26 protein-coding genes are annotated in these 24,646 nt (G+C 65.3%); 14 read left to right on the top strand and 12 right to left on the bottom strand.

Annotation, left to right across the window (positions count from 1 at the left end; translation table 11 throughout):
* The first annotated feature begins 122 nt into the window (after window positions 1-122).
* Window positions 123-788 (top strand): maleylacetoacetate isomerase, encoded by a 666-nt coding sequence (gene maiA / locus AAFG13_RS30570; RefSeq protein WP_342709125.1) that lies wholly within the window; start codon window positions 123-125, stop codon window positions 786-788.
* 350 nt (window positions 789-1,138) lie between these two features.
* On the opposite strand, the gene AAFG13_RS30565 is transcribed toward maiA, so the two are convergent.
* The 3 genes from AAFG13_RS30565 to AAFG13_RS30555 form a co-directional block, all read right to left on the bottom strand.
* Window positions 1,139-2,254: a Cj0069 family protein gene (locus AAFG13_RS30565; protein ID WP_342709124.1), complete on the bottom strand. Its 1,116-nt coding sequence runs from the start codon at window positions 2,252-2,254 to the stop codon at window positions 1,139-1,141.
* A gap of 141 nt (window positions 2,255-2,395) precedes the next feature.
* Complete coding sequence (locus AAFG13_RS30560) at window positions 2,396-3,481, bottom strand: nickel/cobalt efflux transporter (RefSeq protein WP_212319948.1); 1,086 nt, start codon at window positions 3,479-3,481, stop codon at window positions 2,396-2,398.
* Between the two features lie 5 nt (window positions 3,482-3,486).
* A complete protein-coding gene (locus tag AAFG13_RS30555) occupies window positions 3,487-3,765 on the bottom strand; it encodes a metal/formaldehyde-sensitive transcriptional repressor (RefSeq protein WP_194461113.1) in 279 nt (92 codons plus the stop codon).
* A gap of 182 nt (window positions 3,766-3,947) precedes the next feature.
* Here AAFG13_RS30555 and AAFG13_RS30550 point away from each other — a divergent pair, with 182 nt between their 5' ends.
* From AAFG13_RS30550 to AAFG13_RS30520, 7 genes are all read left to right on the top strand, one after another.
* Window positions 3,948-4,304 (top strand): hypothetical protein, encoded by a 357-nt coding sequence (locus AAFG13_RS30550; protein WP_212319946.1) that lies wholly within the window; start codon window positions 3,948-3,950, stop codon window positions 4,302-4,304.
* A 228-nt stretch (window positions 4,305-4,532) separates the two neighbouring features.
* Window positions 4,533-5,351: a sulfurtransferase/chromate resistance protein gene (locus AAFG13_RS30545; RefSeq protein WP_212319945.1), complete on the top strand. Its 819-nt coding sequence runs from the start codon at window positions 4,533-4,535 to the stop codon at window positions 5,349-5,351.
* Complete coding sequence (gene chrA, locus AAFG13_RS30540) at window positions 5,348-6,739, top strand: chromate efflux transporter (RefSeq protein ID WP_342709123.1); 1,392 nt, start codon at window positions 5,348-5,350, stop codon at window positions 6,737-6,739. Before AAFG13_RS30545 ends, chrA begins: the two co-directional genes overlap by 4 nt.
* A gap of 58 nt (window positions 6,740-6,797) precedes the next feature.
* On the top strand, window positions 6,798-7,031 hold the full coding sequence (locus AAFG13_RS30535) for a PepSY domain-containing protein (protein ID WP_212319941.1): 234 nt from the start codon (window positions 6,798-6,800) through the stop codon (window positions 7,029-7,031).
* 44 nt (window positions 7,032-7,075) lie between these two features.
* Window positions 7,076-7,411 carry a copper-binding protein gene (locus tag AAFG13_RS30530; RefSeq protein ID WP_249132712.1) on the top strand — a complete coding sequence of 112 codons (336 nt, stop codon included), beginning with the start codon at window positions 7,076-7,078 and terminating at the stop codon, window positions 7,409-7,411.
* 182 nt (window positions 7,412-7,593) lie between these two features.
* Window positions 7,594-8,190, top strand: coding sequence for a Fe-Mn family superoxide dismutase (locus AAFG13_RS30525; protein ID WP_212319969.1), 597 nt, complete (start codon window positions 7,594-7,596; stop codon window positions 8,188-8,190).
* 157 nt (window positions 8,191-8,347) lie between these two features.
* Window positions 8,348-9,064: a RibD family protein gene (locus tag AAFG13_RS30520; RefSeq protein ID WP_342709122.1), complete on the top strand. Its 717-nt coding sequence runs from the start codon at window positions 8,348-8,350 to the stop codon at window positions 9,062-9,064.
* A gap of 30 nt (window positions 9,065-9,094) precedes the next feature.
* Here AAFG13_RS30520 and AAFG13_RS30515 read toward each other — a convergent pair whose 3' ends face one another.
* Both AAFG13_RS30515 and AAFG13_RS30510 read right to left on the bottom strand, forming a co-directional pair.
* Window positions 9,095-9,919 (bottom strand): outer membrane beta-barrel protein, encoded by an 825-nt coding sequence (locus AAFG13_RS30515; RefSeq protein ID WP_342709121.1) that lies wholly within the window; start codon window positions 9,917-9,919, stop codon window positions 9,095-9,097.
* Between the two features lie 194 nt (window positions 9,920-10,113).
* Window positions 10,114-10,839 carry a TetR/AcrR family transcriptional regulator gene (locus AAFG13_RS30510; protein ID WP_342709120.1) on the bottom strand — a complete coding sequence of 242 codons (726 nt, stop codon included), beginning with the start codon at window positions 10,837-10,839 and terminating at the stop codon, window positions 10,114-10,116.
* Between the two features lie 222 nt (window positions 10,840-11,061).
* On the opposite strand from AAFG13_RS30510, the gene AAFG13_RS30505 reads away from it, so the two are divergent.
* Together AAFG13_RS30505 and AAFG13_RS30500 are read left to right on the top strand one after the other, a co-directional pair.
* Window positions 11,062-12,306, top strand: a complete 1,245-nt coding sequence (locus AAFG13_RS30505) for an HlyD family secretion protein (RefSeq protein ID WP_342713430.1) — start codon at window positions 11,062-11,064, stop codon at window positions 12,304-12,306.
* A 15-nt stretch (window positions 12,307-12,321) separates the two neighbouring features.
* Complete coding sequence (locus tag AAFG13_RS30500; protein WP_342709119.1) at window positions 12,322-13,926, top strand: DHA2 family efflux MFS transporter permease subunit; 1,605 nt, start codon at window positions 12,322-12,324, stop codon at window positions 13,924-13,926.
* 79 nt (window positions 13,927-14,005) lie between these two features.
* Here AAFG13_RS30500 and AAFG13_RS30495 read toward each other — a convergent pair whose 3' ends face one another.
* Window positions 14,006-14,905, bottom strand: a complete 900-nt coding sequence (locus tag AAFG13_RS30495) for a LysR family transcriptional regulator (protein ID WP_342709118.1) — start codon at window positions 14,903-14,905, stop codon at window positions 14,006-14,008.
* Between the two features lie 80 nt (window positions 14,906-14,985).
* Here AAFG13_RS30495 and AAFG13_RS30490 point away from each other — a divergent pair, with 80 nt between their 5' ends.
* Genes AAFG13_RS30490 through AAFG13_RS30475 form a run of 4 tightly spaced genes read left to right on the top strand, consistent with a single transcriptional unit; the run spans window position 14,986 to window position 20,571 of the window.
* Window positions 14,986-15,582 (top strand): hypothetical protein, encoded by a 597-nt coding sequence (locus AAFG13_RS30490; RefSeq protein WP_249132710.1) that lies wholly within the window; start codon window positions 14,986-14,988, stop codon window positions 15,580-15,582.
* Window positions 15,579-16,778: an efflux RND transporter periplasmic adaptor subunit gene (locus AAFG13_RS30485; RefSeq protein WP_342709117.1), complete on the top strand. Its 1,200-nt coding sequence runs from the start codon at window positions 15,579-15,581 to the stop codon at window positions 16,776-16,778. Before AAFG13_RS30490 ends, AAFG13_RS30485 begins: the two co-directional genes overlap by 4 nt.
* Window positions 16,775-19,894, top strand: a complete 3,120-nt coding sequence (locus AAFG13_RS30480; RefSeq protein WP_342709116.1) for an efflux RND transporter permease subunit — start codon at window positions 16,775-16,777, stop codon at window positions 19,892-19,894. Before AAFG13_RS30485 ends, AAFG13_RS30480 begins: the two co-directional genes overlap by 4 nt.
* Before the next feature lie 20 nt (window positions 19,895-19,914).
* Window positions 19,915-20,571 carry a hypothetical protein gene (locus tag AAFG13_RS30475; protein WP_342709115.1) on the top strand — a complete coding sequence of 219 codons (657 nt, stop codon included), beginning with the start codon at window positions 19,915-19,917 and terminating at the stop codon, window positions 20,569-20,571.
* A gap of 2 nt (window positions 20,572-20,573) precedes the next feature.
* On the opposite strand, the gene AAFG13_RS30470 is transcribed toward AAFG13_RS30475, so the two are convergent.
* From AAFG13_RS30470 to AAFG13_RS30445, 6 genes are all read right to left on the bottom strand, one after another.
* The gene (locus tag AAFG13_RS30470) at window positions 20,574-21,407 is read right to left on the bottom strand and encodes an SURF1 family cytochrome oxidase biogenesis protein (RefSeq protein ID WP_342709114.1); all 834 of its coding nucleotides are present in this window, start codon (window positions 21,405-21,407) and stop codon (window positions 20,574-20,576) included.
* Window positions 21,404-21,790, bottom strand: a complete 387-nt coding sequence (locus tag AAFG13_RS30465) for a DUF983 domain-containing protein (RefSeq protein ID WP_212319923.1) — start codon at window positions 21,788-21,790, stop codon at window positions 21,404-21,406. The genes AAFG13_RS30470 and AAFG13_RS30465 overlap by 4 nt, the downstream gene beginning before the upstream one ends.
* 63 nt (window positions 21,791-21,853) lie before the next feature.
* Window positions 21,854-22,750, bottom strand: coding sequence for a cytochrome c oxidase subunit 3 (locus AAFG13_RS30460; RefSeq protein ID WP_212319921.1), 897 nt, complete (start codon window positions 22,748-22,750; stop codon window positions 21,854-21,856).
* A gap of 55 nt (window positions 22,751-22,805) precedes the next feature.
* Window positions 22,806-23,444, bottom strand: a complete 639-nt coding sequence (locus AAFG13_RS30455; protein ID WP_342713429.1) for a cytochrome c oxidase assembly protein — start codon at window positions 23,442-23,444, stop codon at window positions 22,806-22,808.
* Window positions 23,445-23,449: 5 nt separating this feature from the next.
* Entirely contained in the window at window positions 23,450-23,614 is a 165-nt protein-coding gene (locus tag AAFG13_RS30450) for a CoxF protein (RefSeq protein WP_176528844.1), read from the bottom strand.
* 38 nt (window positions 23,615-23,652) lie between these two features.
* Complete coding sequence (locus tag AAFG13_RS30445) at window positions 23,653-24,591, bottom strand: heme o synthase (protein ID WP_342709113.1); 939 nt, start codon at window positions 24,589-24,591, stop codon at window positions 23,653-23,655.
* Between the last annotated feature and the right edge of the window lie 55 nt (window positions 24,592-24,646).

Here is a 24,646-nt window from a genome sequence, read left to right as displayed (position 1 = left end):
AGCCCGGATGCAGCGAAGCGCAATCCGGGATAGACTGCGACGGAACGACGACCGATCCCGGATTACGCTTGCGCTTCATCCGGGCTACGGGCCGCGTCGTTTGGCGCAGTGAGAATTTCCCCATGCAGTTCTTCTCCTTCTGGCGATCGCTGGCGAGCTTTCGGGTGCGGATCGCGCTCAATCTGAAGGGCGTGCCGGCGGAGGTCGTGTTCGTCGACATCGATGCGGACGCGCATCGCGCCGATGCCTATCGCAAGATCAATCCGCAGATGGCGCTGCCGGCGCTGGTGACCGAGGATGGCACGGTGCTGTTCCAGTCGCTCGCGATCATCGACTATCTCGACGAGACCTATCCGAGCCCGCCGCTGCTGCCGTCCGATGCGCTCGGCCGCGCCCGGGTGCGCGGGCTTGCGCTGATCGTCGCCTGCGAGGGCCATCCGCTGCTGACGCCACGGGTGCGCCGCTATCTCGACCGCGAGCTCGATCTGCGCGACAGCCAGCAGAACGCGTGGCGGCGGCACTGGACGGTCGAGACGCTGGCGGCGCTCGAGGGCCACCTCGCCGGCCACAAGGCAACGGGCCAGTTCTGTCACGGCGATGCGCCGACCCTCGCCGATATCTGCCTGGTCGGCCATGTCACCGCGGCGATCAACCAGCAGATCAGCCTGTCGCCCTGGCCGACCGTGAAGCGCATCCACGACACCGCGATGGCGCTGCCGGCGTTCGCCAAGGCGCATCCCTCCGCGCAGCCGGATACGCCCGAGGCGATGCGGGCGAAGGCAATGTAGGGAATCTCCGCATCGTCGTCCTGGCGAAAGCCAGGACCCATACGCCGCAGCGGATGCTGTGAGCGGGACTCGTCGTTCGAGCGTCGCACAACAATACGCATTTTGGGGTAATGGGTCCTGGCTTTCGCCAGGACGACGATGAGGATGGATCGCAGTTCAAGACGTCAAACAACGCGGTGTCATCACCCGCGCATGCGGGTGATCCAGTATTCCAGAGGCGCCAGTGCTTGAGTCGCGACGCCACAGCGCCCTCCAGGCGTGGTCCAGGCGAAGGCCGGGACCCATACTCCGCAGCAGCTGTTGTGAGCGGGACTCGTTGTTCCAGCGTCGCGCAAGATAGTCATTCGTGGTTATGGGTCCCGGCCTTCGCCGGGACGACGGTGAGTGTCGTGGCGCGGCTTGTGAGTCATACAACCGCATTCTCGCGACATGACCGTCCGTGCAATCGCCGCCGGCGCCTCATCCGGTATCGCAAAGCACGAGCTCGCATTGATCTCGCAGAGCACATAGGTGTCGGCGCCAACAGCATCGCGCGGACCGTAGAGGAAGTCCGCATCCCAGATCACCGGCAGCGACGCTGCATCGATCGCCAGCGCTGCCATCAACCCCGGAATCCATTCGTCTTCCATCAGCCGCCGCAGCGTCTGGAATTGAGCGGCATCAGGACCGTGCATGATGCGCGGTCCGGGTTGAGCTTGCGGTGAATCCGGGCCTTCCGGCGGCGGCGGGATCAGGGCCTTGATCAGCTGGTGTCCGAAGCCCGCGACCTTCGATCCGCTCACATAGCAACGGATCATGCCCTCGGGCAGCCGCGGCTGGAATGCCTGATCGATGATGCAGCCGCCCCAACCGAAATACGGCTCGCAGCGCGCCATGAAAGCGTCCAGCGGCATCTGCTCGGGCTGGCTGCCGCGCAGCGCGTGCAGCACGCGGACGGTCGCGTCCGCATTCGGCAACGCCTCCACCTTCCAGACGCCCTGCCCGCCATTGCCGCGGTTCTGCTTGAGCACGCGCGGCCCGGCCGCGCGAAGGCGCGACGGGAATTCGGCACGGAAGGCGTCCACAGTGGCGTAGCGATGCGTGTCGGCGCCCCAGCCCAGATGACGTGTCCGGAAGAGCACGTCCTTGACGCCCATCTTGAGGATGATTTCGGGATGCGCGCTGACCCACGGTCCTTTCGCCGCGACCTCGCGCAGCAGCGGATCGAGCACAGCGCGGGTCTTGCCCTGATGGATCGGATCGACCCAGACGAGAACGCCGTCCGCGGTCAGCAATTGGTCGCGGACGAGATCGGCGACGGCCTCGTCATAGACGACGGGAAAAGCGTCGATGCCGAAAGCGGCAAGCGCGTCGAAGACGCGAACGAAACGGCTGTTTTGTGGGGTCGCCTCCCGGCGCGACGCGGCATCGCCACGCCACAGGATGGCGATTTTGGAACGACGGGACGTGTGTGGTTCGGTGTCCATATGAAAGCTCCACGACGGTTGAGTGTCGCGCAGAGCTTGGACCGAGGTCTCACGGGGAGTCTGCCTTGTCCCCTTGGCAGGAACTCTAGACCACCTCGCGCAGGTTTCAAGATGGAAGTGGGATCATATCATGATCCGAGATCAGGCCGTGATCCCGTGCAACCCCAGCCAGCCCGTGTAGAGGCCGACCAGCACGATCAGCGCAGCCGACACGTAGGGCGCGCGTTGGGCAAAGCGGCTGAAGCCGCCCCAATGACGCTCGACATGACGCAGACTGAGCGCCGCCGCGACACCGACCGAGACCATGGTGATCGCAAGCCCGATGCCGAAGCAGAGCACCAGCACGAAGCCGAGGCTGAACTGCTTGAGCTGAAGGCAGAGCAGCAGCACGGTGATCGCCGCCGGACACGGAATGAGTCCGCCGGTCAGGCCGAACAGAATGATCTGCCACGTCGTGACGGTCCGTCCGGCAAAGCGCTTGCGGATGTCGGCGGCGTGCGCGCGCGCATGCGCATCGTCCGCGTCGCCGAGCTCCATATGCGCATGGTCATGCTCCTCGAACAGGACTTCCGCACTGTCCGCGCGGACCGACACGCGGGCCTTGAAGGCATGCGGCTCCGGAATTTCGTCGATGCTTTCCAGATAGCCGTCCCGCGCGGCGAAGCGGAACTGCTGTTCGCTGCCGTCAGCGCGGATCGTCACGACATCGACCTCGCCGGCTGCCGGAAGCGCCCCGGCCTCGCTTCGCAGCCGCCAGCGCGGCGGCACGCCGTCCTCGAAGACTTCGAGCGACAGCGATTGCCCGGCCAGGGTCAATTGGCGCGTTCCGTCGTGATGATGGTGATCATGGTCATGATCGTGGTGATGGTCGTGTTCCGAATTCTGCTCGCACCAGGTGCGCCAGGCCATCCAGGCTGCGATCGAAATGATGATCGCCGCCGAGGCCAGTTGCAGCCAGGCTTCGCTGCGTTCGCCGGACCATTGCTGGCCGAAGTGAAGCCCCGCCAGCGCGATGATCCAGACGATGGCCGTGTGCGAGATCGTGGCCGACAAGCCGAGCAGCACCGCCTGCACCACGGTGCCGCGGATGGCGACGATGAAGGCCGCCATCATCGTCTTGGAGTGGCCGGGCTCGAGACCATGCAGCGCGCCGAGCACGATCGCACTGGGGATGAACAGCCATGCATGCGCGCTGCTCTGCTGGAGCAGCTGGGACAGATCGGTCATGTGCTTCACTTCAAATAGGTACGAACGACGTCGATCAGGTCGGCCGCGCCCTGCGCTCTCTCGGGATCCTTTTCCCGGGCCGGATCCACCACGTGATGGCGGATGTGATCCTCGAGCAGTTCCGCGGTGAGGCCGTTGATGGCGCCACGAACCGAGGCCACCAGCATCAACACGTCGGCACAGCCGATCTCGGACTCCAGCGCCCGCTCGACGGCCTCGAGCTGACCCTTGATGCGGCGAACCCGGCCGACGAGCTTGGACTTGTGCTTGATCGTGTGCGACATGGCTATAATATAGGGGGGTACCCTATATTGGTCAACCCGCTTCGGGACCCGGTGGGGTGCGCGGGCGCGGCCGCGCCCACGCTGGGTTGCCTGGCCCGCGCTTTACATCGCGGCGCCGACGGCATTGAATCCGGTCAATCCAGGAACAAGGGTCACGAAACAACTGGCAAGGGAGGCGTCGCGTGAAAGTCCACATCCTGATGTTGGCTCTCCCGATCCTGCTTTCGAGCGAGCTGCCGGCCGTGTCCAAGAGCAGCATCGGGCATAATGACGGCCCCTGGAATTCCGATCACATCGACAGTTTGCCGTCCGAAGTCCGGCAATACATCGCAGGGATTTGCAGAGGACCAGCCAGCGCCCAACACGACTTCGCGACCTACTCGCCGCGTGAAAAACGCTGGCGGATAAACCTCGAGTATCTCCGATGCAACGGCATCGGCGCGTTCCGTCGGGGCAACCAGTGCCTGGACGTGGACTTCGTCGAGCAAGGCTCGCGATTTCACGTCGGCGCAAAGCAATTCAGGGATTGCGGCTTCTAGATCGCAGCGACCCTGACCGTCTGAGTCTTGCATCGCGGTCGGAACATTGTTCCAAAACCGCGCAGGTGAACTGTTCGTGACAGTGACCTGGACGTTTCGCCGGTGACCGCGGGCGCACTTCGGTTGACATCGATCAACACAAGGTCTTAATTCCGGGGCACGGGGATGTGCGATCTCCCCGCGAGGCGACATGCCCAAGAATCGCGTCCTGTTCACCAAGGACGCACCATGTCATCATACACATCGATCTCATCCGAAAAACTGTCTCGTCTCATCGGCACCGCCAAAGCGCCGACGCTCGTCGACGTTCGCCTCGATGAGGATTTCGCCGCCGATCCGCGCTTGATCCCTGGCGCCATCAGGCACTCCCATCTCGATGTCCAGGACTGGGCTTCCCGCCTTTCCGGCCAGTCCGTGGTCGTGATCTGCCAGAAGGGACAGAAGCTCAGCGAAGGCACCGCCGCCTGGCTCCGGTGCGGCAACATTGCTGCCGAAGTTCTCGAGGGCGGCCACCTCGCCTGGAAGGCCGCGGAGCTTCCGACTGTTCCTGTCGACAGGATTCCGAAACGCGACGGGCGCGGCCGCACCGTCTGGGTGACGCGATCGCGGCCGAAGATCGATCGCATCGCCTGCCCGTGGCTGATCCGCCGCTTTGTCGATCCCGCGGCCGTGTTCCTGTTCGTCACATCGGCGGAAGTCGAGGCCGTCGCCGAACGCTTCGACGCCACACCATTCGACATCGAGAACGTGTTCTGGAGCCATCGCGGCGAGCTCTGCACCTTCGACGTGATGGTCAGGGAGTTCGGCCTGTCGACGCCTGCACTGGAGCGGCTCGCGACGATGGTGCGGGCCGCGGATACCGCGCGGCTCGATCTTTCGCCGGAGGCACCGGGGCTGCTCGCCGCTTCGCTCGGCCTGTCGCGCATGTTCGACGACGACCTCGAACAACTGAGCGCCGGCATGCTGCTCTACGACGCCTTCTATCGCTGGTGCCGCGACGCGACGCGGGAGACGCACAACTGGCCGACCAGCAAGGTGAAGCCATGACGGACGTCGCAACAACATCAAGGGCGCGCGGACAGGAGCACGCGCACGGCATCTCATTTCACGAGGCGCTGCTCGTCTGGATGCGTGTCGCGATCCTGAGCTTCGGCGGACCGGCCGGCCAGATCGCGGTGATGCATCGCATTCTGGTCGAGGAGAAGAACTGGATATCGGAAGGGCGTTTCCTGCACGCCCTCAACTATTGCATGTTGCTGCCGGGACCGGAAGCGCAGCAGCTTGCGACCTATATCGGTTGGTTGCTGCACCGGACGCTTGGGGGCATCGTGGCGGGCGGATTGTTCATCCTGCCCGGCATCTTCGCCATCATGGGCCTCAGCTATGTCTACGCCGCGTACGGCAATGTGGGGTTTGTGGAGGCCCTGTTCTTCGGCCTGAAGGCCGCGGTGCTTGCCATTGTCATCCAGGCTGTCGTGCGGGTCGGCAAACGCGCGCTGCGCAACCGGGCGATGATCGCGCTCGCGGCCATCGCCTTTGTCGCGATCTTCTTCTTCGCCGTGCCGTTTCCGTTGATCATCGGCGCTGCCGCCGTCACAGGACTGATCGGCGCACGCCTGGGCCGGAGCGAATTTGCCGCCGTCGAACATGGCGGGAAAAATTCTGCCGTGATCGACAGCATGCTGGGCGAAGAGGTGCCTGATCATGTCCGTCCCAATGCCTCCCGCACCTTGCGGGTCGGCGCCGTCTGGCTCGCGCTCTGGCTGGTTCCGGTGTTCGCGTTGCTCGTTGCCCTGGGGCCCGGCGACGTGTTCACCCAGATCGCAATCTTCTTCAGCAAGATGGCGTTGGTGACGTTCGGCGGGGCCTACGCCGTGCTCGCCTATGTCGCCCAGCAGGCCGCCGAATATTATCACTGGGTCAGTCCGCGCGAGATGCTGGACGGCCTCGGCATGGCCGAGACCACGCCCGGCCCGCTCATCATGGTGGTTCAGTTCGTGGGCTTCATGGCCGCGTTCCGCGAGGCAAGCGGCCTGTCGCCGATGCTAGCTGCCACGCTCGGCGGGTTGCTGGCGACATGGGTGACGTTCACACCGTGCTTCCTGTGGATCTTCGTCGGCGCGCCCTACATCGAAGCGCTGCGCGGCAACAAGGTGCTGGCGGGCGCGCTTTCGGCGATCACCGCGGCCGTGGTCGGCGTGATCCTCAACCTGTCGATCTGGTTCGCGCTGCATACGCTGTTCCGGCAGACCTTCCCGGTGCACGGGCTCGGCCTGTCGTTCGACGCGCCGGTGCCTGCTAGCGTCGACTGGCCTGCGCTTGCGCTGTCCATCGCTGCAGCGATTGCGATCTTCCGTTTCAATGTGGGGATGCTCAGCGTCCTCGCCGCATCCTGCACCGCAGGCGTGCTGTTGCGCCTGGCAGGCGTGATCTGAACCAAGCGACGCCATCTCGATAAACCTGGGGCAGCCCGACACAACCAGGAGAACGACCATGCAGAAAGCAACCCTCTCGCATTTGATCCTCGCGCTTGCGATCGCGGCCGGCGCGATGCCCGCCAACGCCCTGACGCAGGACGAGCTTGTCGCGAAGCTTCAAGCCGCCGGCTACGGGAACATCAGCGACGTCAAGTCGACGGCCGAGGGCATCACGGCGAAGGCGATGAAGAACGGCAAGCCCATGCGGCTCGTGATCGACAGCAGCGGTCAGATCAAGGAGCAGGACTGAGGTCCTGGCGAAATCACCACAATCGAACTGAACGAGGAACGATCATGCCCAGATCAACTTTGGCCCTGTGCGTGGCCCTGCTTTGGCCCGCAATGGCTCTCGCGACGCCGACCGACGGCAGCGAGCAACAGGAAGCCGTCGCCGCACTGGCCGCGACGGCGGCGGTCCAGCCGCCGGCGACCGAGACCCTGCGCGGCGTCGTCGACAGCATCGACGAACGCAGCGACACGATCAGGATACGCCTCGCACCGGACAGGACCGAACCGTTCAAGGTTCAGGACGGCCTGCTCTTCAACGCCGTCCGTTTCGGCGACCCCGTCGCGTTCTCGGTGCAGGACATCTCCGGATTCCGGACCATCGTCGGGCTCACGAAGGAATAGCGCGAAACTTTGCGCCTTGGATCCAAACGTACCGGCATTGCTCAACATCAGGAGGACCCATGACCATCAACACCGAGCGCCGAAACTTCATCACAGCGGTCGGCGCGGCCACCGCATCGGCAGTCGTGCTGGGCGCCAACCAAGCCGCTGCCGAAACCAACCAGCAGACAGGAACCAGGGCCATGTCCTATCAGGCAAAACCGATGTCGTTCGACCCAAAATCGATTAGCGGCATCTCGGAGAAGATTCTCGTCAGCCACTACGAGAACAATTACGCCGGTGCGGTGAAGCGGCTGAATGCCATCGGCACGCAGCTTGCCGAACTCGACTTCGCCAAGGCGCCGAACTTTGTGATCAACGGTCTGAAGCGCGAGGAGCTGATCGCAGCGAACTCGATGATCCTGCATGAAGTCTATTTCGATGGACTCGGCGGCGCCGGCAAACCGAACGGAGCACTCGCCGAGGCGATTACGCGCGACTTCGGCAGCATGGAGCGCTGGCGGACGGAATTCGCAGCGATGGGCAAGGCAGAAGGTGGCGGTTCGGGGTGGGTGATCCTCGCCTACTCGCCCCGCGACAAGCGGCTGGTCAATCAATGGGCCGCGGATCATACGACGACGCTGGCCGGCGGCCGTCCGGTCCTGGTGCTCGACATGTACGAGCACGCCTATCATATGGACTTCGGTGCCGCCGCGGCACGCTATGTCGACGTCTACATGGAGGCCATTCGCTGGGACAATGCAGCCCGGCTTTACGAGCAATACGCGAAGGAAACGTAAGGAGACACGTGGAGCGGCGCTGCTGGTTCCATTCGGCGGGCATGTTGCCAAACACTGCTGCGTTATCGGCATTGAGAACGCGCCCCCGCCATTCTAGATCAGAGCTCGCCCCTCCCCCGGGCGCGGTCACCGCGCCGCTCTACCGAAGAGTTAGTCTATGCGACCCCACATCATCTGCCACATGGGCACGTCGATCGACGGCCGGCTGCATCCCAGCCGCTTCACCAAGCCGGCCGCCGGCATCCCGGCCGACGTGCTGCGCTCCCACTATGAAAGGATTCATGACGGCTTCAATGCCGATGGATGGATCATCGGCCGCGTCACCATGAACGAGATGGCCAAGGGAACCGAGCGGCAGTTCGCCAATGCGCCCAAGCTGCCGCGCGAGCCGCATCTTGGCAACCGCAACGGCCGCAAGCTCGCTGTCGGCATCGATCCGTCGGGCCGCGTCCATTTCGGCAAGGACAATGTCGGCGGCGATCACGCCGTTGCGGTGCTCGGCGAGCAGGTCTCTGACAGCCATCTCGCCGAGCTGCGCGAGGACGGCGCGTCCTACATCTTCGCAGGCCGCAAGGGCGACGATCTGGCGAGCGCGATGACGCAGCTCGCGGCGCTGTTCGGCGCCAAGACGCTGCTGCTCGAAGGCGGCGGCGGGATCAATGGCGCGTTCCTCAAGCAGGGACTGATCGACGAGTTCAGCACGTTGATCCATCCGGCGGTCGACGGCGTCGCGGGATCGCAGAGCATCGTCGACTATCACGGCCCGGAAGGCGACCGCCCCGGCGCCGGACAGTCGCTCCGACTCACCCACTGCGAGACGCTGGAAGGCGGCATGGTCTGGCTGCGCCACGCCGTGGAGCGCGCGCCGGGCTGAGCGATCCGAGCGCGCTTTGCTCAAGCCGTGTCAGAACTTGTAGCTCAATGCGGCGTGAGCAACGCTGAACCTGTTCTCGCGGCTTGCGTTGTAGCGGATCTGGCTCTGCAGCGGGTCCGCGCCCTGGAATGTCGCCGTAACGCCGCTGCTGCCGAGATCGACATAGAGATATTCGCCGCGCAGCGTCCAGTTGTTGGTGAAGGCATATTCGAGGCCGCCACCGACGGTCCAACCGACGCGGACATCGGAGTTGTCGCCAAGCCAGAGCCGCGAAACGCCATTCGAAAAAACTTCCGAATTGGCGATATGGGTCTTCACCTCGCCATAGGCCAGACCGCCTGTCCCGTAGATCAGCAGGCGCTCGGCCGGCACAAAGCCGATGCGGCCCCGCACGGTGCCGAACCAATCGATCTTGCTGGCGGTTTGAAAATTGTAGTTTCCGGTCACGGTGGTAAATCGCCCGCCGCCCCCGCCTCGACCACCAAAACGACCGACATCGAAAACGGCGGTGGTGCTTCCACCCCGGGAGGACTTCAGGTCGGCGGAGTTGAAATCAGCTTCCACCCCGAGGATGATCCTGTCCAACTGATAATTGTATCCGAGCAATCCACCAGCGGTAACACCCGACTGGTTGTTGTTCGAGACGGGGATACGGACGATGTTGTCGGGGGCGACGAGCGAGGTGACATTGCTGCCGGTCGTGATATTCCCACCATCGTACCAGCCGCCGCCCACATTCACGCCGGCGTATAATCCGGACCAGTTGAACGCTGGAGCCACCAATGGCGGAGCCTTGGTCCAGCTACGCTCCGGCAAGTCAGCGGCTGATGCCGCGCCTGCAAACCCAGTGATCAAGAGCAGGCTAGTCCTAATGATTCCAAAACGACGCACTTCCATTCCCCTTGCGCTGGCCAAGCCAGCGACGCACGTCTCTGCCATGAGAGGAGGGAATGCGACAGCGTGTCTCACTCGAATTTTATTCTTTTCCGCGATCTGTGGCCAAGTTGCAACTGACCACGCTCACAACCGGTTGAGCGGACCGGCCGGAATCAATCGACGCCGAACCGATAGCCGCTCCTGCATGCCGCGACGAAGAACGCGACGCCGCGCGCGACGTGCTCATCGAGCTCGGGATCGAGCGCCTTCAAGTCGACTTCGTACAGGGCCCGGAGCAGCATCGGCACCGCGATGATGTCGAGGAACAGGCGCGCCGTGGTCGGCAGGTGCTCCGGCGCGAAGGCCGGCAGCTTGCCGAGCTCGTCGGATTGCGTCAGGTCGCGCAGCAGGTGAACGCCGAGCTCGGTGGCGAGCGCGCGCGCCCTGCGGTTGACGGTGGCGGCGAGATCCGGGAAGCGATGCGCCTCCGCGATCGCAAGCCGCATCAGGCCGATCCGGTCGGCGTCGAGGCCCCAATGCAACAGGGTCGAGGCGACGCTGGTGAGGCGCTCCTCCACCGTCGCGCCGAGCGGCGCGTCCGCCTTGAACTCCGCGATGCGTGACAGGATGTCCCGCGTCACCACCTCGGTGAACAGGGCCCGCTTGTCGCGGAAGCGCGCATAGATGGTGCGCTTGCCGGAACGCGCGGCCTCGGCGATCTCGTCGATGCTGGCGCCTTCGAACCCGCGCTGCAGGAAGACCTTGCGCGCGGCATCGAGGATGCGCGCGTCGACCTCGCCGGCGAATTCCTTTGGCGGCCGGCCGGCGCGTACTTCGGCTGGCCCGATCGCCGTCCTGGTCTTGGGCGCCCGCGGCATCTTCAGGGTACTGGTGGTCATCAGTCTTCCCCGGGTTCCATGGGCCGGTCCGGCCGGCAACATCAAGCAATATAGCCCTATCACATCTAGTTATAAATAGAACGATACAGTTCCGTTTCTATTGACGTTGCGCTGCCACGAGACTATTTGCCGCGCAGAACGGAACGGTACCGTTCCCTTCTGCGAAGGCCATGCAGACCTCGCCCGACAGCAGGAGCAGCCATCATGTTCGAAGACACTGTTTTGGAGCGCGACCAAGGAGGGCACGAGAGCATCGAGGGTTCGCCCTCGGCGCCGGCCTCACACGAGCCCAACGTCACATCCGAGCGGCCGGAGGTCACCGCGCGGGCTCCCGCGCAGGAGCGCCCCGCAAGCAAGGAACCCGCCCCGCCCGAAACAGTCCCGCCGGAAGTCGCCCCACAGCGGCGCGGCTTCCTGCGTCGCCGTCCGGTGGTCTCCGCGATCGGCGCCGTGCTGCTCGCCGCTACGCTCGGCGGCGGCACTCTCTACATGGACTACACCGGGCATTTCGAATCCACCGACGACGCCTTCATCGCGGCGCGGCAGTTCGCGCTCGCGCCAAAAGTCTCCGGCTACATCACTGCGGTTCCGGTCACCGACAACCAGCACATCGCCACCGGCGACGTGATCGCGCGCATCGACGACCGCGACTATCGCGTCGCGCTGGCGCAGGCCGCGGCGCAGGTCGCGGCCGCCCAGGCCAGCATCCAGAATGTCGATGCGCAGCTCGACGTGCAACAGGCGCAGATCGCAGCCAACCAGGCCCAGGTGGACCAGGCCCAGGCGGCGCTGACCTTCGCCCAGCAGCAGGCCACGCGCTATCAGCATCTGGAGCAGACCGGCTACGGCACCGTGCAGAATTCCGAGCAGTACACCTCGCAACTGCATCAGCAGCAGGCGTCTCTGCTGAGCGCGCAAGCGACGCTCAACCTCGCGCAGCGCCAGGTGGAATCGCTGAAGGCGCAGCGCAAGAGCGCGGTCGCAACCCTTGCCCAGGCCGAGGCGCAGCGCGACCAGGCAGAGCTCAATCTGTCCTACACCACCGTGACCGCGGCGCAGCCGGGCCGCGTCGTCAACCTGTCGGCGGCGGTCGGCCAGTTCGCGCAGGCCGGCACCAACCTCACGATGTTCGTACCCGACCAGACCTGGGTCACCGCGAACTTCAAGGAGATCCAGCTCGACCAGATGCGTCCGGGCGAGAAGGTGACACTGAAGATCGACGCTTATCCGGGCCGTACGATCAACGGCCATGTCGAAAGTGTGCAGCCGGGATCGGGGACTGCGTTCTCGCTGCTGCCGGCGCAGAACGCCACCGGCAACTACGTCAAGATCGTGCAGCGCGTGCCGGTGAAGATCGTGATGGACAATCCGCCGACCGACGTCGCGCTCGGCCCGGGCATGTCTGTCGTCCCGACGGTGCGGATCAATCCGACGCCGTCGCTGCTCGAGCGTCTTGGAAAGCTCTGATCCGGGGAGGCTGTCATGAGTGCAGCAGCAATCGATGCCAAAAGCCTCCCTGCTCCGAGCGTTGCCGTCAATCCCTGGCTGATCGCCATCGTGGTTGCGCTCGCGAGCTTCATGGAGGTGCTCGACACCACCATCGCCAACGTCGCGCTGCCCTATATCGCGGGCGGCATGGGCGTGAGCGAGGACGAAGCCTCCTGGGTGGTCACGACCTACCTGGTGTCCAACGCCATCATCCTGACCGCCTCGGGCTTTCTTGCCCGTATGCTCGGACGCAAGACCTTCTTCCTGATCTGCCTCGGCATCTTCACGGTGAGCTCGGTGCTGTGCGGCTTCGCACCCAATCTGAACGCGCTGCTGCTGTTCCGTATCCTGCAAGGACTTGGCGGCGGCGGCATGGTGCCGGTGGCGCAGTCGATCCTCGCCGACGCCTTCCCGCCGGCCAAGCGCGGCCAGGCGTTTGCGGTGTTCGGCATCGCCGTGGTGGTGGCGCCGGTGGTCGGCCCGACGCTCGGCGGCTGGCTGTCCGACAATCTGTCCTGGCACTGGTGCTTCCTGATCAACGCCCCGGTCGGCGTGTTTGCGATCGCGCTGATCGCAGCGGTGCTGCAGGAGCCCGCGAAGGCCAAAGGAGCGCAGAAGGCCGCGCAGCCGCAGAACAACAGCTTCGACTTCATCGGCTTCGCGCTGGTCGCGACCTTCCTCGGCGCGCTCGAGGTGACGCTCGACCGCGGCCTCGAGGACGACTGGTTCGGCTCGCCCTTCATCATCACCTTTGCGGCGATCAGCGCCACGGCGTTCGTGCTGATGATCCCGTGGGAGATGACCCGCCGCAATCCGATGATCGACCTGCGCATGGTCGCGACCCGGCAGTTCGGCGCCTGCTTCCTGGTGATGCTGGCGACCGGCGCCATCCTGCTTGCGACCACCCAGTTCCTGCCGCAGCTGGTGCAGCAGGATTTCGGCTACACCGCGACCTGGGCCGGCCTTGTGCTCTCGCCCGGCGGCGTGGTCACCATGGTGATGATGTTCGCGGTCGGCCGGCTCGCCGCCAAGGTGCAGCCGAAATATTTGATCGTCGCCGGCGCACTGGTGATCGCCGCCTCGATGTACAGCATGACCAACGTGTATGCCGATCTCGGCTTCTGGTTCATGGCGCGCTCGCGCATGCTGATCGGCGTCGGCCTGCCCTTGATCTTCGTGCCGATCATGGCGGCGTCCTATGACGGCATTCCGCCCGACAAGACCGACCAGGCGTCCGCGCTGATCAACGCGGCGCGCAACACCGGCGGCTCGATCGGCGTCTCGATCGTCTCCAACGTGCTGACGCATCGCCAGCAATTCCACCAGAGCCGGCTGGTCGAGCAGGTGACGCCGTCCAGTCCGCAATATCAGGACACGCTGCACCAGGTCACCGATTTCTTCGTCGCCCAGGGCAATTCACTGGCGCAGGCGCATCAACAGGCGATCCAGTGGATCGGGCAGCAGGTGCAGACCCAGGCCTCGTTCCTGTCCTACATGGATGCGTTCTGGGTCCTGATGCTGATCTCGCTCTCGGCAATCCCGCTGGCGCTGACCTTGCGCAAGGTCAAGCTCGGCGGCCCCGCCCCCGTCGGCCACTGACGAGTGCAGAGGTCAACCGCGATACGCCCGCGCCGCAGATCGGCGCGGGCGTATTGATTCGAGATCGTTTCGACGCAGATCAGATCCCGCGCGTAGCGGCAATGATCGTGTCCCGCAGCCAGCGGTGCGCCGGCAGATCGTCGAAGCGGCGGTGCCAGCTCATGACGCTCTGCAATTTCGATGCATCGAACGGCAGCTCCCGCATCTCGATCGGATAGGCGCGGCGGAATTCGAGCGCGAGCTTGCGCCCGAGGATCGCCACCATGTTCGATTGCACCAGGACCGAGCCTGCGGATAGATACGGCACATCTGACGCAATAGTGCGGCTCGCCTTGCGGGCCCGCAGCCAGGCATCGATAAAATCCAGATCTTCGCCGCTGGAGGTGATCGCAAGGTGCGGCAGCTCGACCAGCGTCTCGCCGGTCAGCTTCTTGCGCAAGGCCGGGTGACCGGCCCGCAGCACGGCGACAAAGCGGTCCTCGATCAATCGGCAGGCGGCAAACCGCTCGCCCTCCAGCGCGCGGGCGGAGATCGCAAGATCGAGCTCGGCGCGATCGAGCCTGTCGGCGAGATTGAGCGTCCCGCTCGGCACCAGCGTCAGCCGCACTTTCGGCGCCTGCGCGCGCACCGCCGCGATGATCGAGCCGGCCGCGACCACCGCGGCATAATTATTGACGGCAATGGTGAAGCGCCGTTCCGCCTGCGCCGGATCGAAACGATCCCCCTCGACCGCGAGTTGCAGCTCGTTGAGCGCCTTGCGAACCGGCAGCGCCAACGCTTCCGCCCGCGGCGTCGGCAGCATGCCCGACGGCGTGCGGACGAACAGCTGGTCTTTCAGCGCATGACGCAGCCGGTTCAGCGCGTGGCTCACGGCGGGCTGGCTGATGGCAAGCGCGCCGGCCGCGCGCACCACGCTGCGCTCGCGCATGACGGCGTCGAACACCAAGAGCAGATTGAGATCGAGATTGCGCATCCGCATGCCGTCATCATGCATGATCTGAATTGGTGGATAAAGACAATTCATTTGAATAATATCGGGCTAGAGCCCAGCCTCCGGGTATGTCCGAAAGCCCGCACAGCGCAATCGCAGCCCGACCCCGTCGCGCCACCACGGGCGTGCTGGTCGGCGTCCTGGTCGCCCCCGATGCCGCGTCCATCGCCATGCCGGAAACCTTCACGCGCTGGCGCCGGCTGACGCCGCTGGCGACGTGGCTGCCGATCGACCTTCGCGAAACCAGCTATGCCGGCATCCTGAGCGGCGTCGCCGCCGCGCTCGATCGCGTCGACATGATCCCGCGGCAGCTGATCCTGATCGGCGAGGGATCGGTCGCGCGGCGCATGCTCGAACTGGCGCTGCGGGGCGAGCTGCCCTGCGGCGGCATTGTCGCGATCGACGTCGCCTCCGACGCACTGCCGTTTCACATCGTGCCGACGGTGACCGCGATCCGGCTCGTCGTTCATCGCAACGACGATGCGCCGCAAGGCAGCCTGATCGGCGCGTTGCGCGCCGCCGATCTCGACGCACGCATCATCCACCTCGATTTGACCGCCGGCCGCGGAACGGAAGCGGCCGCCGCGAGCGCAACTGAAACCTTTGTCCTAGAGCTGGTCGCAACGATCGGCCGCCGGACAACCGATGGAGCTGGTGACCTATGATATCCAAAGCCTTCAAGATCGCTTGCGCGGGCCTGGTGGCCGCCGCCGCAATCGGCGCCGGCGCTTATGTCGTGCATCGGCCGGACGATGCAGCGGACCATGCAGCAGCGGCGACGCAGTCCGCCGCGGCCACACCCGTCGTTCCGGTGACGGCGGCGAAGGTCCTGCAGCATGATGTGCCGATCGTGCTGGAGGGACTGGGCACGGTGACGCCGATCAACACCGCCACCATACGCACCCAGGTGCAGGGCACGCTCGACAGCGTCGATTTCGTCGAGGGCAAGCAGGTGAAGCGCGGCGATGTGCTCGCCAAGATCGACCCGCGGGTCTACGAGGCCCAGGTCGACCAGGCCGAGGCCGCGCTGGCGCGCGACGAGGCGAGCCTGAAGAACGCTAGGACCAATTTGGCGCGAACCCAGCCGCTCGCCAATCGCGGCTTTGCGACCCAGCAACTGCTCGACACCCAGGACTCGCAGGTCACGCAGGGCGAAGGCACCGTCGCGCTCGACAAGGCCGCGCTGGAAGCCGCGCAAACCCAGCTGAGCTTCGCCACGATCACCGCACCGTTCGACGGCGTCACCGGCATCCGCCGCATCGATCCCGGCAACATCGTGCACCCGACCGACACCAACGGGCTCGTGGTCCTCACCCAGCTGCAGCCGATCGCGGTGATCTTCACACTGCCGTCCGGCGAGATCCCGGGCGTGCGGCAGGCGCTGGCGTCCGGAGACGTCTCGGTCGAGGTCTATGATGCACAGAACAAGCGCAAGCTCGACCACGGCAGTCTGATGCTGCTCAACAACCAGGTCGACAGCACGACCGGTACAGTGCAGCTGAAGGCGTCCTTTCCCAATGTCGGCAACACGCTGTGGCCCGGCACCTTCGTCAACGTCCACCTGACGATCGCCGTCCGCCACGACGCGCTCACCGTGCCGCTGACGGCGGTGCGCCAGGGACCGGACGGCGGCTTCGCCTATGTGGTTGGCGCGAACAACGTCGTCAGCATCCGCAATGTCACCACCGGCCAATCGCGCGACGGGCAGATCCTGATCGAGCAGGGCCTCGCGGCGAACGAGACCGTGGTCACCGCGGGCCAGTACCGGCTCAATCCGGGGACGACGGTCGAGATCGTGCCCGATGACAAGAAAGACCAGGTCCAGGACGCAACCACCGCAAGCGCAGGCATGCTGCCATGAACATCTCCGCAGGTTTTATCCGCAAGCCCGTCGCCACCGCCTTTCTGGCCATCGCCATCGTGCTGGTCGGCATGATCGCCTTCGTGCGCCTGCCGGTCTCGGCGCTGCCGACGGTGGATACCCCGACCATCCAGGTCACCGCGCAATTGCCCGGCGCCGATCCGCAGACCATGGCCTCCTCAGTCGCGACACCGCTGGAGCGGCAATTCGGCCAGATCGCAGGCCTCACCGGCATGAGCTCGAGCAGCGGGCTCGGCAACACCCAGATCACGCTGCAATTCGCGCTGAACCGCAGCGTCGATGCGGCCGCGCAGGACGTGCAGACCGCGATCGATGCGGCATCGGGGCAATTGCCCAAGACCATGCCGTCGCCCCCGACCTTCCACAAGGTCAACCCGGCCGACGTGCCGGTGCTGCTGATCGCGCTGATGTCGGACACCGAGCCGCTGACCAAGGTCGACGACTATGCCGACAGCATTTTGGCACAGAAATTGTCGCAGGTGCCGGGCGTCTCGCTCGTCACCATCGGCGGTATGCAAAAGCCCTCGATCCGGGTGCAGGTCAATCCGGCCAAGCTCGCCGCCGCGGGGCTCGATCTCGAGCAATTGCGCACCACGCTCGGCAACATCACCGTGAACCAGCCCAAGGGCGTGCTCTACGGCAGCCAGCAGGCCTATACGCTCGCCACCAACGACCAGGTGCTGGTCGCGAGCAAGTATGACGATCTGATCATCGCCTATCGCAACGGCGCGCCGGTCCGCCTGCGCGATATCGGGCACGCCGTGGTGGCGGCCGAGGACATCACGCTGCATGGCTGGTACAACGACAAGCCCGCCATCATCCTCGCGATCCAGCGCCAGCCCGGCGCCAACGTGATCAGCACGGTCGACGGCATCAAGAAATTGCTGCCGCAGCTGGTGGCGAGCCTGCCATCCGACATCAAGGTCCAGATTGCGTCCGACCGCACCCAGACCATCCGCGCCAGCGTCGCCGACGTTCAGCTCACTTTGGTGCTGACCATTGCGCTGGTGGTCGGCGTGATCTTCCTGTTCCTGCGCAATCTGTGGGCGACCATCATCCCCGCGGTCTCGGTCCCGATCTCGCTGATCGGCACCTTCGGCGTGATGTATCTGCTCAACTACAGCCTCGACAATCTGTCGCTGATGGGCCTGTCGATCGCGGTCGGCTTCGTCGTCGACGATGCCATCGTGATGATCGAGAACATCTCGCGGCATATCGAGGAAGGTCTCTCTCCAATGCAGGCCGCCCTGAAGGGCGCCGGCGAGATCGGCTTCACCATCATCTCGATTTCGGTCTCGCTGATCGCGGTGTTCATTCCGCTGCTGCTGATGGGCGGGGTGATCGGCCGCATGTTCCAGGAATTCGCCGTCACGGTCTGCGTTGCCATCGTGGTGTCGGTGATCGTCTCGGTGACCCTGACGCCGATGATGTGCGCCTATCTGCTGTCGCCGCACCAGGGCGCCAATGCTGGCGCAGTGTCGCGCACGCTGGAACGCGGCTTCGTCGCGATCCAGGCGGCCTACGAGGCCGTGCTTGCCAGGGCGTTGCGCTACAAGGCCACGACCCTGTCGGTCATGCTGGCAAGCGTCGTGGTGACCGGCCTGCTGTTCGTGAGCATCCCCAAGGGCTTCTTTCCCCAGCAGGACACCGGCATGATCACCGGCATCACCGAGGCCTCGGCGGACATCTCGCCGGCGCAGATGGCGACGCTGCAACGCAGTGTCATCGACGTCATCGCCAAGAATCCCTCGGTTGCCAATGCGACCGGCTATATCGGACCGGGCGGCCCGACCGTGACCGAGAACAACGGCCGCCTGTTCGTGCTGTTGAAGCCGCGCAACGAGCGCAATGCATCCGCCGACCAGGTGATCCGGCAGCTCGACACCGCGCTGCAGAAGATCAAGGGGATGTCGGTGTTCATGCAGGCGACGCAGGACATCAATCTCGCCAGCCGCCTGTCCAAGACGCAGTATCAGTTCACCCTCACCGACGTGAACCAGGACGAGCTCAATTTGTGGGCCGGCAAGCTGTATCAGAAGCTGAAGACGTTGCCGGAACTGGCCGACGTCGCGACCGACCAGGCCAACGCCGCGCGTCAGCTCAAGCTGCAGATCGACCGCGACGCGGCCTCCCGCCTCGGCATCGATCCGGCCGCGGTGGACAACACGCTCTATGATTCATTCGGCCAGCGTCACGTCGCCCAGCTGTTCACGACACTCAACACCTATTACGTGATCCTCGAGGTCGATCCGTCGTTCCAGCTCGGCCCCTATGCGCTCAACCGCATCTACGTCCGCTCGTCCGCGGGGACGATGGTGCCCTTGAGCCAGATCGCGAGCATCGATTACGGCACCGCGCCGCTCTCGGTGAACCACCAGAGCCAGTTTCCGTCGGTCACGCTGAGCTTCAATCTGGCGCCGGGCACAGCGGTGGGAACCGCGGTCGCGGCGGTCCAGAAGGCGACCGCCGACCTGCACGTGCCGTCGACCGTGATCACCAGCTTCCAGGGCAATGCGCAGGCGTTCCAGGCGGCGCTCGCGTCGACGCCGATCCTGATCCTTGCCGCGGTGGTCGCCGTCTATCTGATCCTCGGCATGCTCTATGAGAGCACGATCCATCCGATCACGATCCTCTCGACCCTGCCGTCCGCCGGGCTCGGCGCACTGCTCGCGCTGTGGGCGTTCGGCTTCGGGCTCGACGTGATCGGGCTCGTCGGCATCATCCTGCTGATCGGCATCGTGCAGAAGAACGGCATCATGCTGATCGATTTCGCGCTGGAGGCCGAGCGCCACCAGCATCTCCCTGCCGAGCAGTCGGTCTACATGGCCTGCAAGGCGCGCTTCCGCCCGATCCTGATGACGACGATGTGCGCGATGCTCGGCGGCGTCCCGCTGATGATCGGCACCGGCACCGGATCGGAGCTGCGTCAGCCGCTCGGCTTTGCCATCGTCGGCGGGCTGATCGTCTCGCAGCTGATGACGCTGTTCACGACGCCGGTCGTGTACATCTATCTCGATGGCTTGACCCAGTGGATCAACCGCATGCGCCGCGGCCGTTCGGGTGAGCCTGCGGCACATCCGACATTGTCGACCTGAACGCTGCCGGGGAGACGCGCATGGACATGCGTCATGTAGGGATGCGAGGGACCAGCGCAGTTCGCGAGGCCGCGTTCCGCTTCTGGGCGATCCGGACCTTTGCCGCAGCGCTGGGCGAAATCGGAGGCCATGCGGTCGCGGGCAAGGGCAGCCACGTCCTGGCCGCGGCCGGCGTGGTGTCGATCGGGGTCCTGTACGCGCGCGATCGTGCCGGTCGGATCGCCTTCTGGCCGGTGCTGGTCGGCGTCCTGGTCCTCAGCGCGGCATTGGCCCATATGGCGGACCGGTCGCTCGGGATCGGCGATCTTGTCGCCTCCGTTCAGCTGGCGGCGCTGTTCGCGCTCGCCCTGATCGTTTGGGCCCGGGTGGCGGGAGCAACGGGATTTCTCTGCGTCGGCTCGGTCCGCGACCAGGCTCCGTTCTGGATCGTCGCGATGCTGGCGCAGGCATTCGCCAGTTCGTTGGCCGACTGGGTAGTGGACCCCGGCCAGACCGGCTCGTCGATCGTGCTGCTGGCCGTCGCGATTGGCCTGCCGGCGGTGGCCGCGGCCCGATGGGCGCGGATCGGGCGTCCCGCGCTGTTCTGGACCGCGTTCGTGCTGACCGGGATTCTCGGCGCGCTATGGGGCGACATGCTGATCCGCCTGATCGGAGCCGGCCACGCGCTCTCGACCTGACCTCAAGCCGCCCGGCGGCGCTGGCCGCGCCACCACAGGCCGAAGGCGATCGTGACCGCGGCGGCCAGCGAGAACCAGGTGATGGCGTACTGCATGTGGTCGTCCTTGAGCCGAACCTTGAGCGGTCCGGGCTTCGGCGTGCCGCTGTCGGGCACCGGCGCCTCGAGGTCGATATAGAACGGCGCGATTTGAGCTCCATCTTTGCCCCAGTCGAGCGTCTGCGCCATCGCGCGATGGTCGCGCACGAACCACAGCCGCTTCGGCAGATCTTCCTTCGGCGTCAGCCGGCCCGGCGGCTCGGGAAAGCGGATATAGCCGGTGAGCTCAACCGGCGCGCCGGTGACGAGGCGGCCTGTGACGCGATCCTCGAAGGCACGGTCCTGCATCGTGTTCTGGACAAAGCCGGTGTTGATCACGACGCTCTCGCCGCTGGCGAGCTTGGCCGGCAGGAACGCCCAGGTGCCGGGCCCCGAAACGTCGTCGCGCACCGCGGAGCCGGAGCTGAAGACCATCGCGTCCGGCTGCTTCGCGTAGGTCGCGGTCAGGGTGACGCGGCGGAATTCGTCCCTCGCCGAGGTCAGCGTGGGCCACGCCGACGGCGGCGGCAGCGCCTCGGTCGGGGCGGCCAGCCGCTCGTCGAGTGCGGCGACCAGCGCATGCTTCTCGACCCTGCGCTGCAACTGCCAGACGCCGAGAGCGATGAACACCGCGATCAGGATCAGCGTGAAAATGCCGAAGCCGGCCGCGCTCGGCCGAGTAGAACCTTTCGACGCGTTTTCTTGGCGCGAACCTGTATCCACTTCGCTGGAAAACGCCTTGTTCGTCGTGTCATTCATTCCGGGTCGCGCTCGATCAACTGGCCTTCGGCGGCCTTGTGGTGGAATTGCAGCGCGATCAGAAGCGCCTTCATCGAACGCAGCGGCAGGATCGTGGTGACCACGATCAACGGCAGCCACAACGCCGCATGCACCCAGAACGGCGGCTGGTACTTCACCTCGACGATCAGCGCCGCCGCGACCACGATGGCGCCGGCCAGCATGATGATGAAGACCGCCGGCCCGTCGCCGGCATCGATGAAGGCGAAGTCGAGGCCGCAGGCCTGGCAGCGCGGCGCCAGCGTCAGGAAGCCGGAATAGAGCTTGCCCTTGCCGCAGCGGGGGCAGCGGCAGGCGATGCCGCGCAACGCGCTTTCGGTCACAGTGGGCGGGGTGTCGGTCATCGGTTCTCTTCAAAAGCAAAGGGGGCGGCCATCAGGCCGCCCCCTCTTAGCACGTCAGCGAGGTTAGTGTGCGCCGTGAGCCATGGACTCAGCGCCGTGGCCCCAGACGTAGATGCAGATGAACAGGAACAGCCAGACCACGTCGACGAAGTGCCAGTACCAGGCGGCGAACTCAAAGCCGAGGTGCTGCTTCGGCGTGAAGTGGCCGGCATAAGCGCGGATCAGGCAGACCAGCAGGAAGATGGTGCCGACCAGCACGTGGAAACCGTGGAACCCGGTCGCCATGAAGAAGGTCGAGCCGTAGACGTTGCCGCCGAACGAGAACGTCGCATGGGCGTACTCATAGGCCTGCACACAGGTGAAAAGGGCGCCGAGGATCACGGTGAGGATCAGGCCCTGCTTGAGGCCCTGGCGGTCGTTCTCCAGCAGCGCATGGTGCGCCCAGGTGACGGTGGTGCCCGAGGTCAGCAGCAGCAGCGTGTTGAGCAGCGGCAGATGCCAGGGATCGAAGGTCTCGATGCCATGCGGCGGCCACGTGCCGGGGACCGAGCAGGCGCCCATCGCCGTGCCGGCGCCACAGCCGAACACCGCATCGCGGGTCGCGTGCACCGCATCGGCCGGGAACAGCGCCGAATTGAAGAACGCCCAGAACCAGGCGACGAAGAACATTACTTCGGAGGCGATGAACAGGATCATGCCGTAGCGGTGGCTGATCTGCACCACGCGGGTGTGGTCGCCCTTGTACTGGGCTTCCTTGATCACGTCGCCCCACCAGCTCGCCATGGTGTAGAGCACGCCGATGGTGCCGACGCCGAACACGATCGGCGCGGCGGAGAACATGTGGTGCATCCAGCCGATCGCCCCGAGCGCCATGATGAAGGCCGAGACCGAGCCGACCACCGGCCACGGGCTCGGGTCGACGAGATGATAGTCGTGATGCTTGACTTGCGCCTCAGCCATTGCCGTCTCTCCATTCGCGTGCCGCAAGGCACGTCTTAATCTTGATATTCCAGAACTAGCCGCCCTTGCGCTGCTCCGCCTCGCCCGCAGCCACGGGCTTCGGCGTGGCGTCGCGCACGGGGAAGAAGGTGTAGGACAAAGTGATGTTCTTCAGCGTGTCGTTCTCGCTGTCCCTGGCCAGCGCAGGATCGACATAGAACACCACGGCCATCTCGCGCTTCTCGCCCGGCGCCATGGTCTGTTCGGTGAAGCAGAAGCAGTTGATCTTCTGGAAATAGGCGCCGACCGTCAGCGGCGCGACGTTGTAGGCGGCTTGTCCGGTCGTGGTGCGCGCCGACTGGTTGGTCACGGTGTAATAGACCGTGACCACCTGGCCGATCTTGACGTCGATCGTGTTCTGCTCGGCCTCGAACTTCCAGGGCAGGCCCGGCGCGACGTTGGAATCGAAACTGACCGAAATGGTGCGCGCGAGCGGCGCATCCGTCGGCAGCGAGGTCGCGACCTGGGTGGTGCCGTTGAAGCCGGTGGTGCGGCAGAACCAGTTGTAGAACGGCACGGCCGCGTAGGACGCGCCGACCATCAGCACCACCACGAAGCCGCAGATCGACGCGACCACGGCGTCGCGTGTCAGCATGCGGCGCGTGACCTTGGCGCCCTCGCCTTGCGGAGCCTGCGGTGCGCCCTGGTTTGCCATCTCACTCACAGCGGCCGCACCAGCACGGCCGGCCCCTTGACGAGGGTGACGGCGAAGAACAGCACGACCATGACGCCGAGCGCGAGCGCAATGGCGATCGAGCGCTGGCGGCGGCTCTTGAGCTGCGCCTCGGTGAGGACGATTCCTTCTGGTTCGCGTTTCTCGTCCATTGGTATCCCATGCGCCCCCATCTTGCCCCCCGGCGTCCCTACCCGATGAAGACAGGCAGGATCGCGCGGACCACCACCTCGGCGAGGAGGACGGCAAACAGCGCGAACAGATAGAGGATCGAGAAGGCGAACAGCCGGCGCGTGGCGCGGTTGGCTGCAACGCCCTCACGGCGGCGATAGACCTCCATGGCAAGCCACAGCATGCCGGCGCCGAGAACCAGCGAAGTGACGCCGTAGATCGCGTCGAAATAGCCGAGCGGCCACGGCGCCAGCGCGATCGCGACCAGTACGACGGTGTAGAGCAGGATCTGCAGCCGGGTCGCGTCGGGACCGGCGACCACCGGCAGCATCGGGATGCCGGCGCGCGCATAGTCGTCGCTGCGGAACAGCGCCAGCGCCCAGAAGTGCGGCGGAGTCCAGAAGAAGATGATCAGGAACAGCAGAATCGGCTCGACCGAAAGCGAGCCGGTTGCGGCCGCCCATGCCACCACCGGCGGCAGCGCGCCGGCAGCACCGCCGATCACGATGTTCTGCGCGGTCCAGCGCTTCAGCAACATCGTGTAGATGACGGCATAGAAGAAGATGGTGAAGGCAAGCAGCGCGCCCGCCACCCAGTTGACCAGGATGCCGAGCGTCATCACCGAGAAGAAGGCGAGCGTCAGGCCGAAGGCGGCCGCCTCGGCCGGGGTGATCCGGCCGCGCGGGATCGGCCGGTTGGCGGTGCGCGACATCAAGGCGTCGACGTCGCTCTCATAGGCCATGTTGAGCGCGCCGGAGGCGCCGGCGCCGACCGCGATGCAGAGGATCGAGGTGAACGCCAGCACCGGATGGACATGCACCGGGGCGATCATCAGCCCGACCAGCGCGGTGAAGATCACCAGCGACATCACGCGCGGCTTCAACAGCGCGATGTAGTCGCCCACTTCGGCCTCGGAAATCCGGGGCAGCTCGATGGCGTTGTGATCGACAACCGACAAGATCAGGTCTCACTTCTCTCAAAAGGCGCGGCGCACCCAGGGTGCGCCGCGTTGT

It is taken from the genome of Bradyrhizobium sp. B124 (assembly GCF_038967635.1).
Taxonomy (GTDB): Bacteria; Pseudomonadota; Alphaproteobacteria; order Rhizobiales; family Xanthobacteraceae; genus Bradyrhizobium.
This window is presented reverse-complemented; position numbering and strand designations above follow the sequence as displayed.

Coding starts and splice junctions, on each gene's coding strand:
- AAFG13_RS30490 (WP_249132710.1), top strand. CDS start 14,986: ATGTCCGAAAGCCCGCACAGCGCAATCGCAGCCCGACCCCGTCGCGCC.
- chrA (WP_342709123.1), top strand. CDS start 5,348: ATGACGGACGTCGCAACAACATCAAGGGCGCGCGGACAGGAGCACGCG.
- AAFG13_RS30500 (WP_342709119.1), top strand. CDS start 12,322: ATGAGTGCAGCAGCAATCGATGCCAAAAGCCTCCCTGCTCCGAGCGTT.
- AAFG13_RS30535 (WP_212319941.1), top strand. CDS start 6,798: ATGCAGAAAGCAACCCTCTCGCATTTGATCCTCGCGCTTGCGATCGCG.
- AAFG13_RS30510 (WP_342709120.1), bottom strand. CDS start 10,839: ATGACCACCAGTACCCTGAAGATGCCGCGGGCGCCCAAGACCAGGACG.
- AAFG13_RS30470 (WP_342709114.1), bottom strand. CDS start 21,407: ATGAATGACACGACGAACAAGGCGTTTTCCAGCGAAGTGGATACAGGT.
- AAFG13_RS30475 (WP_342709115.1), top strand. CDS start 19,915: ATGGACATGCGTCATGTAGGGATGCGAGGGACCAGCGCAGTTCGCGAG.
- AAFG13_RS30565 (WP_342709124.1), bottom strand. CDS start 2,254: ATGGACACCGAACCACACACGTCCCGTCGTTCCAAAATCGCCATCCTG.
- AAFG13_RS30480 (WP_342709116.1), top strand. CDS start 16,775: ATGAACATCTCCGCAGGTTTTATCCGCAAGCCCGTCGCCACCGCCTTT.
- AAFG13_RS30455 (WP_342713429.1), bottom strand. CDS start 23,444: ATGGCAAACCAGGGCGCACCGCAGGCTCCGCAAGGCGAGGGCGCCAAG.
- AAFG13_RS30485 (WP_342709117.1), top strand. CDS start 15,579: ATGATATCCAAAGCCTTCAAGATCGCTTGCGCGGGCCTGGTGGCCGCC.
- AAFG13_RS30465 (WP_212319923.1), bottom strand. CDS start 21,790: ATGACCGACACCCCGCCCACTGTGACCGAAAGCGCGTTGCGCGGCATC.
- AAFG13_RS30530 (WP_249132712.1), top strand. CDS start 7,076: ATGCCCAGATCAACTTTGGCCCTGTGCGTGGCCCTGCTTTGGCCCGCA.
- AAFG13_RS30525 (WP_212319969.1), top strand. CDS start 7,594: ATGTCCTATCAGGCAAAACCGATGTCGTTCGACCCAAAATCGATTAGC.
- AAFG13_RS30495 (WP_342709118.1), bottom strand. CDS start 14,905: ATGCGGATGCGCAATCTCGATCTCAATCTGCTCTTGGTGTTCGACGCC.
- AAFG13_RS30450 (WP_176528844.1), bottom strand. CDS start 23,614: ATGGACGAGAAACGCGAACCAGAAGGAATCGTCCTCACCGAGGCGCAG.
- AAFG13_RS30460 (WP_212319921.1), bottom strand. CDS start 22,750: ATGGCTGAGGCGCAAGTCAAGCATCACGACTATCATCTCGTCGACCCG.
- AAFG13_RS30555 (WP_194461113.1), bottom strand. CDS start 3,765: ATGTCGCACACGATCAAGCACAAGTCCAAGCTCGTCGGCCGGGTTCGC.
- AAFG13_RS30520 (WP_342709122.1), top strand. CDS start 8,348: ATGCGACCCCACATCATCTGCCACATGGGCACGTCGATCGACGGCCGG.
- maiA (WP_342709125.1), top strand. CDS start 123: ATGCAGTTCTTCTCCTTCTGGCGATCGCTGGCGAGCTTTCGGGTGCGG.
- AAFG13_RS30560 (WP_212319948.1), bottom strand. CDS start 3,481: ATGACCGATCTGTCCCAGCTGCTCCAGCAGAGCAGCGCGCATGCATGG.
- AAFG13_RS30545 (WP_212319945.1), top strand. CDS start 4,533: ATGTCATCATACACATCGATCTCATCCGAAAAACTGTCTCGTCTCATC.